This is a genomic window from Cupriavidus sp. FW305-26 (assembly GCF_058787975.1).
On record NZ_JBYTAH010000001.1, the window covers coordinates 112718 to 127694 of the forward strand.

Annotated in this window: 13 protein-coding genes; 4 read left to right on the top strand and 9 right to left on the bottom strand. The window is 68.2% G+C overall.

The window, feature by feature from the left end:
- Window positions 1–178: 178 nt before the first annotated feature.
- The 3 genes from AC3WQZ_RS00475 to AC3WQZ_RS00485 are packed head-to-tail and all read right to left on the bottom strand — an operon-like array spanning window position 179 to window position 4269.
- A complete protein-coding gene (locus tag AC3WQZ_RS00475) occupies window positions 179–1600 on the bottom strand; it encodes an aldehyde dehydrogenase family protein (RefSeq protein ID WP_439669124.1) in 1422 nt (473 codons plus the stop codon).
- Window positions 1601–1635: 35 nt separating this feature from the next.
- Entirely contained in the window at window positions 1636–2547 is a 912-nt protein-coding gene (locus AC3WQZ_RS00480; protein WP_058696803.1) for a TauD/TfdA dioxygenase family protein, read from the bottom strand.
- A gap of 48 nt (window positions 2548–2595) precedes the next feature.
- Window positions 2596–4269 (bottom strand): GMC family oxidoreductase, encoded by a 1674-nt coding sequence (locus AC3WQZ_RS00485; protein WP_010814517.1) that lies wholly within the window; start codon window positions 4267–4269, stop codon window positions 2596–2598.
- A gap of 176 nt (window positions 4270–4445) precedes the next feature.
- Here AC3WQZ_RS00485 and AC3WQZ_RS00490 point away from each other — a divergent pair, with 176 nt between their 5' ends.
- Window positions 4446–5156, top strand: a complete 711-nt coding sequence (locus AC3WQZ_RS00490; RefSeq protein ID WP_058696802.1) for a GntR family transcriptional regulator — start codon at window positions 4446–4448, stop codon at window positions 5154–5156.
- Between the two features lie 257 nt (window positions 5157–5413).
- On the opposite strand, the gene AC3WQZ_RS00495 is transcribed toward AC3WQZ_RS00490, so the two are convergent.
- The 4 genes from AC3WQZ_RS00495 to AC3WQZ_RS00510 form a co-directional block, all read right to left on the bottom strand.
- A complete protein-coding gene (locus tag AC3WQZ_RS00495; RefSeq protein WP_011617293.1) occupies window positions 5414–5695 on the bottom strand; it encodes a hypothetical protein in 282 nt (93 codons plus the stop codon).
- A gap of 39 nt (window positions 5696–5734) precedes the next feature.
- Window positions 5735–6259 carry a host attachment protein gene (locus AC3WQZ_RS00500; protein WP_492299755.1) on the bottom strand — a complete coding sequence of 175 codons (525 nt, stop codon included), beginning with the start codon at window positions 6257–6259 and terminating at the stop codon, window positions 5735–5737.
- 107 nt (window positions 6260–6366) lie between these two features.
- Window positions 6367–7935 carry a sulfatase-like hydrolase/transferase gene (locus tag AC3WQZ_RS00505; RefSeq protein ID WP_010814513.1) on the bottom strand — a complete coding sequence of 523 codons (1569 nt, stop codon included), beginning with the start codon at window positions 7933–7935 and terminating at the stop codon, window positions 6367–6369.
- A 17-nt stretch (window positions 7936–7952) separates the two neighbouring features.
- Window positions 7953–8930 (bottom strand): Bug family tripartite tricarboxylate transporter substrate binding protein, encoded by a 978-nt coding sequence (locus tag AC3WQZ_RS00510; protein WP_010814512.1) that lies wholly within the window; start codon window positions 8928–8930, stop codon window positions 7953–7955.
- A 95-nt stretch (window positions 8931–9025) separates the two neighbouring features.
- On the opposite strand from AC3WQZ_RS00510, the gene AC3WQZ_RS00515 reads away from it, so the two are divergent.
- Window positions 9026–9577: a MarR family winged helix-turn-helix transcriptional regulator gene (locus AC3WQZ_RS00515; RefSeq protein ID WP_010814511.1), complete on the top strand. Its 552-nt coding sequence runs from the start codon at window positions 9026–9028 to the stop codon at window positions 9575–9577.
- A 17-nt stretch (window positions 9578–9594) separates the two neighbouring features.
- On the opposite strand, the gene AC3WQZ_RS00520 is transcribed toward AC3WQZ_RS00515, so the two are convergent.
- Complete coding sequence (locus AC3WQZ_RS00520; RefSeq protein ID WP_234788111.1) at window positions 9595–10461, bottom strand: LysR substrate-binding domain-containing protein; 867 nt, start codon at window positions 10459–10461, stop codon at window positions 9595–9597.
- A 144-nt stretch (window positions 10462–10605) separates the two neighbouring features.
- Between AC3WQZ_RS00520 and AC3WQZ_RS00525 the strand changes: the two genes are divergently transcribed.
- Together AC3WQZ_RS00525 and AC3WQZ_RS00530 are read left to right on the top strand one after the other, a co-directional pair.
- Window positions 10606–11091: a (2Fe-2S)-binding protein gene (locus tag AC3WQZ_RS00525; RefSeq protein WP_010814509.1), complete on the top strand. Its 486-nt coding sequence runs from the start codon at window positions 10606–10608 to the stop codon at window positions 11089–11091.
- Entirely contained in the window at window positions 11088–13226 is a 2139-nt protein-coding gene (locus AC3WQZ_RS00530) for a xanthine dehydrogenase family protein molybdopterin-binding subunit (protein WP_492299756.1), read from the top strand. Before AC3WQZ_RS00525 ends, AC3WQZ_RS00530 begins: the two co-directional genes overlap by 4 nt.
- A 16-nt stretch (window positions 13227–13242) precedes the next feature.
- Here the strand turns inward: AC3WQZ_RS00530 and AC3WQZ_RS00535 are convergent, their stop codons facing one another.
- Window positions 13243–14859 (bottom strand): sensor domain-containing diguanylate cyclase, encoded by a 1617-nt coding sequence (locus tag AC3WQZ_RS00535; protein WP_011617285.1) that lies wholly within the window; start codon window positions 14857–14859, stop codon window positions 13243–13245.
- Window positions 14860–14977 lie beyond the last annotated feature (118 nt).

The window sequence follows — 14977 nt, forward strand, 5'->3', positions numbered from 1 at the left end:
AAAAGGCCTGGCGCTGCTATGAAGATAGCTGGCCGGCAGGCTGCGGCTGTCGGACGCCGCCGCCTGCGCATGTCAGACAAGCGCGGCAGCGAGGCGCCTTACAAGCGACACCGCCCGGCCGGCAGCATGGCGCTGCACGACCGGGCGGTACGGTGACTGCGGGCGGGAGCGCGCAGGCTCAACCTGTGACCGTCTTGGTTTCAAGGAACTCGGCAATGCCTTCGGGGCCGTATTCACGCCCGTTGCCGGACGTCTTGTAGCCGCCGAACGGTGCGGTGAGGTCCATTGTCGCGCCGTTGATGCGCACGCTGCCGGCGCGCAGGCGGGCGGCCAGCTTGCGTGCCCGCGCCGCGTCGGACGACGCGATGTAGGCGGCCAGGCCGAACTCGGTGTCATTGGCGATTGCCACCGCCTCTTCTTCTGAGTCGTACGGCAGCAGGCATATCACCGGCCCGAAGATCTCTTCGCGCGCGATGGTCATGTCATTGCGCACGTCGGCAAAGATGGTCGGGCGCGCATAGAAGCCGCGCTGCAGCCCGTCGGGGCGGCCGGGGCCGCCTGCGGCCACGCGCGCGCCCTCCTCGATGCCCACCCCGATGAGGCGCTGCACCTTGTCGTACTGGCCGCGGTTGGAGATCGGGCCCATCTTGGTTTCGGGGTCGGACGGGTCGCCCACCTTGACCGCGTTGGCGACGGCGGCGGCAATCTGCACGGCCTGCTCATAGCGCGAGCGCGGCACCAGCATGCGCGTCGGCGCGATGCAGGTCTGTCCGGTGTTGACCGTGCACTGCGCCACGCCGCTGGTCACCGCCGCCTGCAGGTCGGCATCGTCCAGGATGATCATCGGCGACTTGCCGCCCAGCTCCTGCGCCACGCGCTTGACCGTGGGCGCGGCGCTGATGGCCACTTCCACGCCGGCGCGGGTCGAGCCGGTGATCGACACCATGTCGACGTCGCGATGCGACGACAGCGCGGCCCCCACCGCGCGGCCCTCGCCATAGATCATGTTGAAGACACCCGGCGGCGTACCCGCGGCATCCATGATCTCGGCGAAGATCCGGGCGTCCAGCGGCGCGATCTCGGATGGCTTGAGCACCACGGTGCAGCCCGCCGCCAGCGCTGGCGCCACCTTGGCCGCGATCTGGTTCAGCGGCCAGTTCCACGGCGTGATCAGCGCCGCCACGCCGATGGCCTCGCGCAGAATGCAGCTGTTGCCGCGCGTGGTTTCGAACTCGAAGTCGCGCAGCGCCTGCAGCGTTGCCTGCAGCTGTGCCAGGCCGATCGCGGCCTGCAGATTGGTGGCCAGCGTGATCGGTGCGCCGATCTCCTGGCGCACCGCCTGCGCCAGGTCGCCCATGCGCGCCTGGTAGGCGGCGATGACGCGCTCAAGCAGGGCGATGCGTGTTTCACGCGTGGACACCGACCAGGCCGGGAAGGCTGCGCGCGCTGCGCCCACGGCCTGGTCCACGTCCGCCGCGGTGCCCATGGCGAGCTTGCCCGCGACCGCTTCGGTGGCAGGATCGATGATGTCGGCCTGGGTCGCGCCCGCTGCGGGCTGCACCCACTTGCCATTGATATAGAACTTGTCGACGATGTTCATGCCGGTTGCCTCGGATTGGCTTTGGGTGGGGACGGTCAGACCGGGCGGTCGCCGATGATGGTGGCGCGGTTCATATGGCGCACGGCCGGGAAGTAATCCTGCACCGCGTAGTGTTGCGTGGAGCGGTTGTCCCAGAGCGCGATGGTGTCCGGCTGCCAGCGCAGGCGCACCTGGTACTCTGGCGCGGCGGCCTGGCGGTACAGGTACTGCAGCAGGTCCAGTTCGGCCGGGCGGTAGTCGGAGCCGATGCGATATGGCGCTTCCTTGACGAAGTTGGCGAAATGCGTGGTGAAGGCTTCGTTGACGAACAGGATCTTTTCGCCGGTTTCCGGGTGCGTGCGTACCACCGGGTGCACCATCGGCGGATACTTGGTGCGCATCTCCGCGTATTTTTCTTCGTTCAGCGCCGAGCCGAAGGTCGGCATGGCGTCGTGCACGGCCTTCAGGTTGGCGATGCGGGCCTTCATGTCCTGCGGCAGGTTTTCATAGGCCGCGGCCATATTGATCCACATGGTATCGCCGCCGACCTCCGGGCACTCCACGCAGCGCAGCATCGAACCCATCGACGGGATCTCACGCCAACTAACGTCCGAGTGGTAAAGGTTCTCGCGCCCGCGCGTCGTGCCATCGCGCCCGAATACAACCAGTTCGGGATGTTCCGGGTGGTTGGTAAACATCGGATGCACTTCCAGCTCGCCGAAGCGGCGCGCCACGGCCACGTGCTGGGCTGGCGTGATTGCCTGCTTGCGGAAGAACAGCACCTTGTACTTCAGCAGTGCGCGGCGCAGTGAGAGATAGGTGTCGTCGTCCAGCGGCTCGCGGAAATCGATGCCTTCGACATCGGCGCCGATCGTCGGCGTGCAGCGGCGCACGGCAAAGGGAAAGGCTTCATTGTCCAGCGCGCGGTAGGCTTCCGGGCTGATGGTGGTTGCGGCAGTGGCTTGCATGGGGTGTCTCCTCGGTGTGGTGGTTGCCAATGCAGGGGGATAGCCGGCTTAGCGGTGCGAGGCCTTGACCAGGTCCGCAGCCTTTTCGCCGATCATGATGGCGGGGGCGTTGGTGTTGCCGCCGATCAGCGTCGGCATGATCGATGCGTCAGCGACGCGCAGGCCCTCCACGCCTTGCACGCGCAGTTCCGGGTCGACTACCGCCATGTTGTCGACGCCCATCTTGCAGGTGCCGACCGGGTGGTAGACCGTGTCCGCGTGCGTGCGCACGAAGTCGCGGATGGCGGCTTCATTGCTGCTGTCGGGGCCGAAAGCGTCGGTCAGGATTTCGCGCCCGCCGTGCTGCGCCAGCGCAGGCTGCGCAAAGATGCGGCGGATTGCCCGCACGCCTGCGACCATGCCGGCCATGTCTTCCTCAGCCGACAGGAAGCGCGGATCGATCACCGGCGTCTCGCGCATGTCGGCGCTGCGCAGGCGCACATGGCCGCGGCTCTTCGGACGCAGCACGCAGGCGTGGCAGGAGTAGCCGTGGCCCAGTTTGCCCAGGTTGCGGTTGCCGAGCAGCGCCACGGCAAAGTGCAGCTGCACATCCGGGATGTCCAGCTCGGGGCGGCTGCGCAGGAACGCACCGGCCTCGGCGATATTGGACGACACCATGCCGGTGCGGTTGCGCCGGTAGCGCATCACCTCGCGCGCCAGCCGCAACATGCCGCGGCCGGTCTTGCCGAACAGCTCGGTCGTTTGCAGCTGCTTGTTGACGATGATGTCGAGGTGGTCCTGCAGGTTCTCGCCCACGCCCGGAAGGTCATGGACCACGTCGATGCCGAAGTTGCGCAAGTGCGCGGCCGGGCCGATGCCGGATGCCAGCAGCAACTGCGGCGAGTTGAAGGTGCCGCCGCTGACCACGATCTCGCGCCGTGCGCGCAGGGTCTGCACCGCCCCGCCGCGCACGACTTCCACGCCGACAGCGCGCCTGCCTTCGAACACGATGCGCAGCGCTTGCGTATCGGTCAGCACCGCCAGGCCGCGACGGCCGCCATTGAGCGCCGTGTCCGCGGCATTGCCGTTGTGCAGGTAGGCCCGCGCCGAGTTCCAGCGCTCGCCGTTGCGCTGCGTCACCTGGTACAGGCCGACGCCTTCCTGGCTGTGGCCATTGAAGTCGTCGTTGTGAGGCAGGCCGGCCTGGATCGCTGCCTGGACAAAGCGCTGTGCAAACGGATTGGGCGAGCGCAGGTCGCTCACATGCAGCGGCCCGTCATTGCCGTGCAGCGGATGTTCCTGGCCGGCCAGGCTAGGATTGCGCTCGCTGCGGCGGAAGTAGGGCAGGACGTCGTCGAAGCCCCAGCCCCGGCAACCGAGCGCGGCCCAGTCGTCGTAGTCGCGCCGATGGCCGCGGATATAGACCATGCCGTTGATCGAGGAGCTGCCGCCCAGGCCGCGCCCGCGCGGCTGGTAGGAGCGGCGGCCGTTCAGGCCCGGTTGCGGTACCGTGTAGTAGGCGTAGTTGCGCGGGCCGGCCTTGGGCACCACCGCGGCAATGCCCACCGGCGCCCAGATCGAGAAGTGATGATCATGCGGCCCGGCCTCGAGCAGCGCCACGGTCGCACTCGGGTCTTCTGCCAGGCGCCCCGCCACGGCGCACCCCGCCGATCCCGCGCCGATCACGATGTAGTCGAACTCCGCCGCCGCGCTGGCGGTGTCTTGTGATGTCTTGGTATTCAATTTACGTGTCTCCTGAGTTGCCAGCATGCGGTGATCTGCGGGGGCGCGCGCATATCTGGTGACGACGGATACTGCCATTACCTGTTATAACAGGTCAATAGGGTTACGCCGCAGGCTGTCATGATAGGTATAATCCCTTCCACCCAGTTCGGAGCCGCCGCCAAGGCGGAACATAAGTGGCGCTGCCCAGGTTCAAAGAGATCGAAAACGAGATTCGCCAGCGAATCGCCAGCAACACATGGGGGCCGGGCGCCAAGCTTCCGTCCGAGGCGGAGCTGGTGGCGGAATTCGCGGTCAGCCGGATCACCGTGCGCCAGGCCCTGTCCGGGCTGCACAACGCCGGCCTGATCGAGAAGGTCAACGGCAAGGGCAGTTTCGTGACTCGTCCCTCAGACACGCCCAGCCTTGGCGCGCTGACCGGTTTCTATGAAACCGCACGCGCCCGTGGCCAGCTCGCCTACGGCAAGCTGGCGTCGGTACGGCTGGTGCGCGCGCCGGCCCATGTGGCGGCGGCGCTGCGTCTGCAACCTGGCGAGAAAGTGCTGAGCGTGGCCACCGTGCGGTACTGGGATGACGCGGCCGTCGCGCATTTCACCCTGATGGGTCCTGAGCCGCTGATGCGCCGCCTGGTGCAGGAGGACCTCGAAACCAACGACGCCATGTCGCTGTTTGAAAGCCGGCTCGGGTACCGGTTCAAGGAAGTGGCGATGGAAGCTACTGCCGTTGCCGCGCCCGCGGACGTGGCGCGCCGGCTCGGTGTTGCCGAGGGCGAACCGCTGTTGCGCCTGCGCAGCACGCCGCATGATATCGAGGACACACCGTTGTTCTGCGGCGAACTGCTGTTCCGCCCGGACCGCTATGCCTACAAGTGGACACTGACGCGCTAGCACGGATGCCTGCCATCTTCAGTCGATACTGAACTGCGCCGGCGCGGTAACTTTTACCCGCGGCGCGCACTTCTTACTGTGGCCGGACCGCAGTCATGTCACTTTCCCGCATTGCCGGGCGCCGCGTTTCCAACCCGGCCCGCGCCGCTCGTCGTATGGCGCCGCTGGTACGTCAGTTGCGTCTTCCGCAGCAGAGCTGCGTTCCAGCGCGCTCACCGGCAGCCTGCGCCGTGTAGCAAGGCTTGCCGCCAACCATGCTAGATGGAGGACGACATGAAAACAACACTACGCATCGGCACAGCCCTGCTCGCAATTGGCTTCCTGGCGGGTTGCACCGCCACCGGCAGCACCACCGGCTCTGGCTCGCTGTCCGGCGCCGGTTCAGTCACCGAACAGAGCCGCAGCCGCAGCAGCACCCCTAGCTCAAGCACTTCTACCGGCACGTCCGGCGCCACCAGCACGACCAGCCCGAGCGGCACCTCCAGCGGCAGCAGCGGTGCAGCCAGCGGCTCGGGCACTGCCCGCTGACGCCGGCGCACAGCCGCCGGTGGCCTGGCACCGGCGGCTGCGCGGCTTCGCTATCGGTCCCGGCCGGTAACGACGCGCGCGTCGCGGCGCGCGGGAATGATGTCTTCGTCCGCGAGCCGTTGTTGCAGGTCGTTGTTGGGCATGTGGGTGAAGTCCTTGCCAATTTCCTTCGTGATGAGGTCGGTGACGCCGGCGGGAAGGGCTTTGCGCAGCAGGCCCAGGAAACGCGGCGCCGCGATCAGCGCCAGTGAGTCAAAGCGCTGCTTGTTGCGCGCATCGGCAAGGTAGTCCGCCACGCGGCGGGCAAACAGCTGCGCTTCCTGGTGCAGTTCATCCTCGCCGGCCGACGATGTGACGGTGGACGGCCCGGCCTGGTGGGCACCGGGGTGCCCGGCGTCGCCCTGTACGGCGGCGTGGCCGCGCCGGCCGTAGGCGTCGCGACGCAGGTTGGCGCGGTCGCCATGTGCTGCCGCGTCAGTGATTTCCTCAACCAGAGCCATTGGCGCGGTTGAGGCGTGCGAGGCAAAAATGCGGGCGAGGGATTCGTCCGCCACAAGAATCCAGGTGTGTTTCATGATCGCTCCGGTTGCCGGTGCGAACACCGGTCCCCCATCCCTCGCTTCAAAGGATACGCCATCCGGGCAGGGGGACGTCACCGGACCGCAGATGACGCCGGGCGTAGTCACCACACGCCAAAGAACACGCCGGCCTGCTTGTACACATTGGTCTTGGCCGCCACCTCTTCGTTGGTTACCGTCACGCGCGGCTTGAGCGTGCAGAACCACTCCAGCAACCGCAACCGCATGGCGCTGCGCACGGCTTCGTGGCCGGGGTCGCTGCCCAGGTCGAAATACTCCTGCGGATCGTTCTGGAGGTCGAACAGCTGTGGCCGGAACCCTTGCCAGTGCACATATTTCCAGCGCGCGTCACGCACCATCCAGGCGCGGCACTCGCCGGGATGGCGGCCCAGCGCCACGCGAGCGCCGCGATAGGCATAGTCCAGCTCGGATACGACGAAATCGCGCCAGCTGCCGGCATAGGCACGCTCGCCCGCGCGCGTCAGGCCCAACAACGAGCGGCCCTCGACGCGGTGGTCGGCCGGCGGCAGGCCCAGTGCGTCCAGCACCGTCGGCACCACGTCGACCGCGCTGACCATGCTGGCCTGCGCGCTGCCGCGCGTGGCATCCGCTGCCGGCGAGGGGTCGTAGACGATCAGCGGGATGTTCTGCACAGTGTCGTAGAACTGCTCCTTCTCGCCCAGCCAGTGGTCGCCCAGGAAATCGCCGTGGTCGGCGGTGAAGACGATCAGAGTGTCCTGCCAGCGGCCCAGGCGTTCGAGCTGTTCCCAGAGCTGGCCGAGCCGGTCGTCGATCTGCTGGATCAGGCCCTGGTAGGCGGGGCGCACCGTGTCCGAGACTTCCTGGCGCATGAAGTTGGCGCATTCTTCCTGCGTGCGGTAGGCCGACAGCACCGGGTGCGGGTCTTCCAGCTCGGCGTCGTGGCGCTGCAGCGGCATGCAGTCATCGAGCGAATACGCGGCGTGGTAGGGCGCGGGCGCCAGGTAGGGCCAGTGCGGCTTGACCAGCGACAGATGCAGCACCCACGGATCGTCGCCGCGCGTGGCGATGTACCGCATCGCCTGGTCCACCGTGTACGCGGTCTCGGAATGCGGCTCGGCCACGCGCGCGGGCAGGCCGGCGTTGCGCATGTGCCAGCCGGAGACTATCTCGCCGCGTTCGTTCTCGGCGCTGATCACGTAGTCGGTCCACGGATCCGCGCTGTCGTAGCCTTGCTGGCGCAGCCAGTCGGCGTAGGCGCTGTGCGGCTCGGCGTGGTGGCCGTCATGGCGGTCGACTTCGGTGAAGTGGCCGCTGCGCAGCAGCGTTTCCAGCTCAGTGCCGCCATCCAGGTGCAGCCGCTTCAGGTTGGCGTTGTCGGGCATCACATGGGTCTTGCCCGCCAGCGCCAGCGCGCGGCCGCTGTGCTTCAGGTATTCGCCCAGCGTGACTTCGCCGACCGACAGCGGCACGCGGTTCCAGGTGGCGCCGTGGCTGCTGACATGGCGGCCGGTATAGAAGCTCATGCGGCTGGGGCCGCAGACCCCGGAGGTGACGAAGGCGCGGTCGAAGCGCACGCCGCGCGCGGCCAGCGCATCGATATTGCGCGTGCGCAGCGCCGGATGCCCGTAGCAGCCCAGGTGGTCGCGCCGCAGCTGGTCGCACATGATGAAGAGGGTATTGCGGATCGTCATGGTCGGTTTGCCGGGTTTCAGTCGCCGGTATAGCCGGACGCCTTGACCACCGGTGCCCACTTGCCGGCGTCGGCCTTGAGCACGCCGGCAAAGGCGTCGGCCGGGCCGGTTGCGGGTTCCAGCCCCAGCTTGAGGAACTTGTCGCGCACGTCCGGCGACTGCACGGCCCTGACGATGGCGGCGTTGAGCTTGTCGAGCACCGGGCGCGGCGTGCCCGCGGGTGCCAGCAGGCCGTAGCGGCCTTCACCTTCGATGCCCTTGTAGCCAAGCTCGGTGAAGGTCGGCACATCGGGCAGCGCCACCGAGCGGTGGGTGCCGGAAGTCGCCAGCACGCGGATCTTGCCGGCGCGGTGCATTTCGGTCAGGTCGGCAAGGGTGTCGACCGAAGCCGGCACCTGCCCGCCGACCAGCGCGCTCATCAGCGGCGCAGAGCCGTTGAAGGGGACGTGCAGCATGTCGATGCCAACCTGCTTGCCGATCATCAGCCCGAAGAAATGCGGGATGCTGCCCAGCGCCGGCGAGGCGTAGGAGTTGTTCTGCGCACCGGCCTTGAGCCATGCCACATAGTCCTTCAGCGTGCGCGCCGGGCTGGCCGGCCCGGTGGCGAGCGCCAGCTGGAAGTTGGCGGCCTGCGCCACGGGCGTGAAATCGCGCTGGATATCGTAGTTGAGCTTGCGGTAGACCAGCGGCGCAATGGTCATGACCGCCGAGTTGGCCACCACCAGGGTATTTCCGTCGGCCGGCTGCGTGCGCGCGTAGTCCATCACCAGCCGCCCGCCGGCGCCGGGCTTGTTCTCGATGACCACGGTCTGGTTCAGGGTCTCGCGCAGCTTGTCGCCGACCAGGCGTGCGGCGAGGTCGGCGGTGCCGCCGGCCGGGTAGCCCACCAGGATGCGCAGCGGACGGTCCGACTGCGCGCTGGCGGGCGCGGACCATGCAGCGGCAACCGCCAGCAGGCACGCGGCGAAGCGGGGAAGGAAGGTGCGAGGGCTCACGATGTCTCCAGTTTGTTGTCCGCCGGCGAGCGGCGTCGATGCAAGCTAACACCCGTCGATATAATTGACAAAGTCAACTAATTGGCAGGTGTGGCATGGCACACGACAACAGCGGCAACCGCCTGCAGCGGCCGCAGCGGCTGGCGGATTTCATCAACTACCGGATCTACCACCTGAACCGCGTCGCGCTGGGCGCCACGGCGCTGCACCTGCGCGCCAGGGCGGGCGTCACGCGGCGCGAATGGCGCATGATCTCCTTCCTTGGCGAGCAGCCAGGCACCCGGCTGACCGAACTGGCCGAAAGCGCCGGCCTGGACAAGGTGCTGGCCAGCCGCGCCGTCCACGCCCTGGTGGAACGCGGTCTGGTCCGCCGCGAAACGCGTACCCAGGACCGGCGCGCAGCAGCCTTCACGCTGACCGAGCAAGGCGAAGCCGTCTACCGTGCAGCGTTCGCACAGGCGCGGGACTTCAATACGCGGCTGGCTGCCTGCCTGACGGCGGAAGAGGCGCGCGTGCTGTCGCGCTGCCTGGACAAGCTGCAGGCGCAGGCCGGCGCGATGCTGGTCGAGGCGCAAGCGTTGCCACAGCCGGAAGGGGAAGCGCCGGCGTGGGATCTGCTGCAGGTGTGGCGGGGAGGGAAGGGCTAGCGGCTGGGCGGTGCCGGTCACGCCTGCACCGCAGCGTCGCGCAGCCACAGCGCGAAGCGCCGGATCAGCGCCTGCTTGGGATTGTCCCCACGCCAGACGATGTAGCAGTTGTGGCTCGCGGGAAAGCTGGCGGCCAACGGCTGCACCAGCCTGCCCGCGGCGATAGCCTCCCGTGCCAGCAAGGCGCGCGTCAGCGCCAGCCCCAGGCCGCTGGCGGCGGCTTCGATCAGCAGTGCGCGGCAGTCGAAGACGATGCCGTCTTCCGGCTCGTCCAGCACCACCCCCGCCGCCGCGCCCCATTGCGCCCAGCGAAAGCGCGCGTGCCGCAGCCGCGGCAGGTGCGCGGCGTCTGCGGCCGTCATGCCCGCGTGCCGCTGCGCGAAGTCGGGGCTGCATACCGCGATGATGTCGTCGTCCAGCAGCTTCACGCACTGGTAGCCGGTGAAGGGCGCGGGACCGTAGCGCAGGCTGACGTCGAGGTCGGAGCGGGCGAAGTTCGGGTCGTCGGTGCTGGCTGCGATAGACAGGTCCAGGCCGGGCAGGGCTTCGCGCAACCGCGGCAGCTTGGGTACCAGCCAGGCGCCGGCCAGCTCGGGGCTGACATTGACGCTCAGCGACTGGCGTTCACGCGCGCGGCGCTCGGTGGCACCGGCCAGCGACAGTTCGACCGCGCGCAAGGCATTTTCCAGTTCATCGGCAAGCTCGCGCCCGGTGGCGGTCAGTTCCAGTTGCCGGCCGGCGCGCAGGAACAGGGTGCAGCCCAGCTGTGCCTCCAGCGCACGGATATGGCGGCTGATGGCGCCGTGCGTCACGCACAGCGCATCGGCGGCGCGCGTCATGTTGCCCGTGCGCGCGGTGGCGGCAAAGGCCTGGAGGACTTGCATCGAGGGGAGCCTGCGGATCATGGCTGTGATCTTGCCTCACAGGTCATGGCAAAACAAGTCGATTGTCCTGCCATGCCGCGCGGCCGATACTGGGCCGCACCGAACCGGCCACTGCGAAGCCGGTGCGCGACGAGGAGACCCCCAATGAAACTGCAGCTGAAGATCAACGGCAAGCGCCATGCCGTCGATGCCGACCGCGACATGCCCCTGCTGTGGGTATTGCGCGACTACCTGGGCTATACCGGGACCAAGTTCGGCTGTGGTGCCGGCCTGTGCGGGGCCTGCACCGTGCATGTCGACGGCAAGGCCGTGCGCGCCTGCATCACGCCCGTGGGCAGCGTGGCACGTGCCGACATTACGACCATTGAGGGATTGTCGGCCGACAATTCGCATCCGGTGCAGCGTGCGTGGATTGTCGAGCAGGTGCCGCAGTGCGGCTACTGCCAGTCCGGCATGATCATGGCCGCCTGCGCCTTGCTGAAGGAGAACCCGGAGCCCGCGCCTGAAGACATTCGCGCCGGCATCACCAACCTGTGCCGCTGCGGCACCTACCCGCGCGTGGAGCGCGCCATCCTGCGCGCCGCCAGGGGACAGAACATGGCCGATACCGACGGGAGGGCGCAATCGTGAGCGAATGCCACACCAGTCGCCGCCGCTTCCTGCAGGCTGCCAGCGCCGTGCCGGCAGCGTTCGTGCTGGGCTTCCACCTGCCGCTGGCAAAGGCCGCGGATGCGCCCGCGCGCGATCCCGACGATATCAACGCGTGGCTGCGCATCGATGCCGATGGCAGCGTGACCATCATGGTGCCTTCCGCCGAGCTGGGGCAGGGCGTGATGACATCGGCGCCGATGCTGATTGCCGAAGAGCTGGAGTGCGACTGGAAGCAGGTGCGCGCGGAGCTGGCGCCCACCGATCCGGTCTACAACAACCGCATGTTCAAGGTACAGGCGACCGCCAGCAGCACCTCCGCGCGCTGGTCGTTCGAGCCGCTGCGGCGCATCGGCGCTACGGCGCGCGAGATGCTGCGCGAAGCCGCGGCGCAGGGCTGGAAAGTGCCGGTCGCGGAGTGCCGTACGGTACAGGGCGTGGTGCGTCATGAGGCCAGCGGCCGGACGCTTGGCTACGGTGCGCTGGCAGCGCGGGCTGCCGCCTTGCCGCGCCCGGCCAGCGTGGCGCTGAAGGATCCGCGCGACTGGAAGCTGCTGGGCCGCCCGACTGACCGGCTCGACATTCCGCTGAAGACGCGCGGTGCTGCGGTGTTCGGCGTCGATGTCAAGGTGCCGCGCATGCTGGTGGGCTCGGTGATGGCCTGCCCGGCATTCGGCGGCAAGCTGCACCGTGTCGAGGCCCGGCCGGCGCTGGCCGTGCGCGGCGTGCGGCGCGTGGTGCCGTTGGACGACGCCGTGGTGGTGCTGGCCGACAGCTACTGGACCGCGCGCAAGGGCCTGGCCGCGCTCAGGCCGGACTGGAAACTGCCGCAAGGCGAACCCGTCGGCGATGCTGCCTTGATGGCCGGCTACCGGGAAGCCGCGCGGAGCGCTTCGGCGCTGGCGTTGCGCAATGGCGACCCCGATGCGCACATGCAGGCCGGCCAGGCCTATACCGCCGAATACGAAGTCCCGTACCTCGCGCACGCGACCATGGAGCCGATGAATGCCACGGCCGACGTTCGCGCCGACCGTGCCGAGATCTGGGGGGCGACCCAGGTCTGCGGCGAGATCGCGCATCGGCTGGCGCCTGTGCTCGGCCTGCCGGCCGAACGCATCGTCGTGCATTCGACCTTTGTCGGCGGCGGCTTCGGCCGGCGCGAGGAGTTCGACGTCTTTTTGCAGGCGGCGCTGGCATCGAAAGCGGCAGGACAGCCGGTCAAGCTGATCTGGTCGCGCGAGGAAGATATCCAGCACGACTTCTACCGCCCCGCGGCGGCGGCGCGCTTCAGCGCCGTGCTGGCACCCGGCGCGGCAGGCATCCGCGCGCTGGATGCGCGGCTGGCGTGCTCATCGATCTACATCCGCAATTTCCCGGACCGGGTCAAGGGCGGCGTCGATCCCAAGTCGGTCGAAGGCGTGGTGGACCTGCCTTACGCGCTGCCCAATGTCGCCGTGCGCCATGCGATGGTCAATACCGCCGTGCCGGTCGGTTTCTGGCGCGGCGTGGGCTATACCCAGAACACGTTCTTTGCCGAGAGCTTCATCGACGAGCTGGCCCACCATGCCAGGACTGATCCGCTGCAGTTCCGGCTGCGCCTGCTGGCCGAGCGCCCGCGCCAGGCGGATTTGCTGCGCCGGCTGGCGCAGCAGGCCGGCTGGGGCGGCGCACCGGCGGGGCGCTTCCAGGGCGTGGCGCTGTCGCAGGCATGGGGCTCGCTGTGCGCGACGGTAGTGGAGCTGTCGGTGCGGGACAAGCGCATCACGCTGCACCGCATCGTCAATGCTATCGACTGCGGCACCGTGATCAACCCCGCCACGGTCGAGCGCCAGCTTGAGGGCGCCAGCATCTGGGGCCTGAGCGCGGCGCTGTCCGGCGTCATCACGATTGGCGACGGGCGCGTGCAGCAATCCAATTTCCACGACTACCCACTGCTGCGCCTGGCCCAGACGCCGCGCTTCGAGGCTGTGCTGGTGCAGAGCGGCGAGCGCATCGGCGGCGTGGGGGAATCGGCGGTGCCGACGCTGGCGCCGGCGCTGGCCAATGCGCTGTTTGCTGCCACGGGCGAGCGCATCCGTTCACTGCCGCTGGCGCGGCATGGGTTCGAACTGGCGTAGCCGCGGCGCCGGGCCCTCAGGACGCCATCGCCGCTGCCGTGGCGCCGAAGGTTGCGACGCAATTGCGCCCGGAGCGCTTGGCCAGGTAGAGCGCTTCGTCGCCGGCACGGAGAAAGGCGCGCAGCTCGGCGAAATCCTTTTCGTTGCCGGGGCCGTTGGCATCGGTCACCGCACCGATGCTGACCGTCAAGTGCCCGTCGGCACCGGCAGCATTCGGAATCTGCAAGGCCTGGACGGCAGCGCGGATGGCCTCCGCCATGGCGGCCGCGCCGGCAGCGTTGGTGTGCGGCAGCAGGATGGCAAACTCTTCGCCGCCATAGCGCCCCGCATAGTCGCCCGGCCGCCGCACCTGGCGCTGGATGCAGGCGCCCACCGCTGCCAGCGCATCGTCACCGGCCTGGTGGCCGTAGCGGTCATTGAATTCCTTGAAGTGGTCGACGTCCAGCATCAGCAGCGACAAAGGCTGGCTGTGGCGGCGCGCGCGCCGCCATTCCACGTCGGCGGCATCGTCCAGCGCACGGCGGCTGCCAAGGCCGGTCAGGCCATCGGTGTTGACCATCCAGCGCAGGTGCTCTTCCATCTCGACACGGCGCCGCCATTGGCGCGACAGCAATACCGAGAGCGCGATGATGGCAGCGTCCAGCGCGATGATCATCGCCCCGAACACCCAGGCGCGCTTGTGCCAGGGTGCCAGCACGTCGTGGGTGGCGCGTCCCACCACGACCAGCAGCGGAAAGCCCGGAGTGCGCCTGAAGCTGTAGAGCCGCTGCACCCCGTCGACTGCCGCGACGCCGATAAACGTGCCTTGCGTGCCTTGCAGCAGCGGTGCAAATGACGGGCTGCCGGAGATGTCGCGCCCGATCGATTCGGCTTCATAGGGCCGCCGCATGATGATGGTGCCGTCCGTGCGCAGCAGCGTCAGGGTGCCGCCCGCGCCAAGGCTTACGCCATCGAACAGCTTGCGGAAGTAGTTCAGGCGCAAGGTGCCGACCACGGTGCCGGCAAAGCTGCCGTCCGGTGCGGAAAGCCGCCGGCTGATGCCGATGGACTTGTTCTCCGGCGCCAGGCGCGGCTGGAACGGCCGGCTCAGGAACAGGCCGCTGTGATCGCCGCTGCGGTGGACCTGGAAGTAGTCGCGGTCAGAAACGTTGACCGGGCGCGGCGGCCACTGGTGCGAGTCGAACACCAGCGTGCCGTTGGCGTCGGTGACCAGCAGCGAGCCCATGTCTTCGGCGTTGATCAAGCGGTCGAACAGCAGCCGCTGGCGCAGCGCCGGCGGTTGCGCCAGCAGTGCGGGATCGTGCATGGCTTCCACTATGCCCCCGATCGCCAGCTCATGGATCTGCAGGTTGCGCGTGATGCTGCGTTCCAGCGTCAGCGCCAGGTTGGCCGAGGCCTCGCTGGCATTGTCCAGTGCATCCCTGCGCATCTGCACCAGGGCGAGCGCACCAAGGGCCGCGATCATGCAGACCAGGACAAGGCTGGCGGCAACGATCAGGGAGGCCGGGCGGGAAATGGCTTTGCGGGCCGGAAAGTGAGGTATTTGACGCACGAAGGAAAGCTGTTCTGCTTTTATGCGGCCATTGTAGTACCTGGCCGCAGCCTGGCTCAGTTGCGTTATGCGCCAGCGCATCGTCCCGGAGCTTGCGGCCCTGGGCCTGCCCGGCCAGGGCACACGTGCTGTGTGCCGCTGCGCGCGTCCGGCACTACGCTGCACGCACAGTTCTTCCCTACACTTGAGCATGGCGGGT

Bases quoted from the DNA above. Each gene is read 5' to 3' on its own strand.
- AC3WQZ_RS00475 (WP_439669124.1), bottom strand. From the start codon at position 1,600: ATGAACATCGTCGACAAGTTCTATATCAATGGCAAGTGGGTGCAGCCC.
- AC3WQZ_RS00480 (WP_058696803.1), bottom strand. From the start codon at position 2,547: ATGCAAGCCACTGCCGCAACCACCATCAGCCCGGAAGCCTACCGCGCG.
- AC3WQZ_RS00500 (WP_492299755.1), bottom strand. From the start codon at position 6,259: ATGAAACACACCTGGATTCTTGTGGCGGACGAATCCCTCGCCCGCATT.
- AC3WQZ_RS00505 (WP_010814513.1), bottom strand. From the start codon at position 7,935: ATGACGATCCGCAATACCCTCTTCATCATGTGCGACCAGCTGCGGCGC.
- AC3WQZ_RS00515 (WP_010814511.1), top strand. From the start codon at position 9,026: ATGGCACACGACAACAGCGGCAACCGCCTGCAGCGGCCGCAGCGGCTG.
- AC3WQZ_RS00520 (WP_234788111.1), bottom strand. From the start codon at position 10,461: ATGCAAGTCCTCCAGGCCTTTGCCGCCACCGCGCGCACGGGCAACATG.
- AC3WQZ_RS00525 (WP_010814509.1), top strand. From the start codon at position 10,606: ATGAAACTGCAGCTGAAGATCAACGGCAAGCGCCATGCCGTCGATGCC.
- AC3WQZ_RS00535 (WP_011617285.1), bottom strand. From the start codon at position 14,859: ATGCGCTGGCGCATAACGCAACTGAGCCAGGCTGCGGCCAGGTACTAC.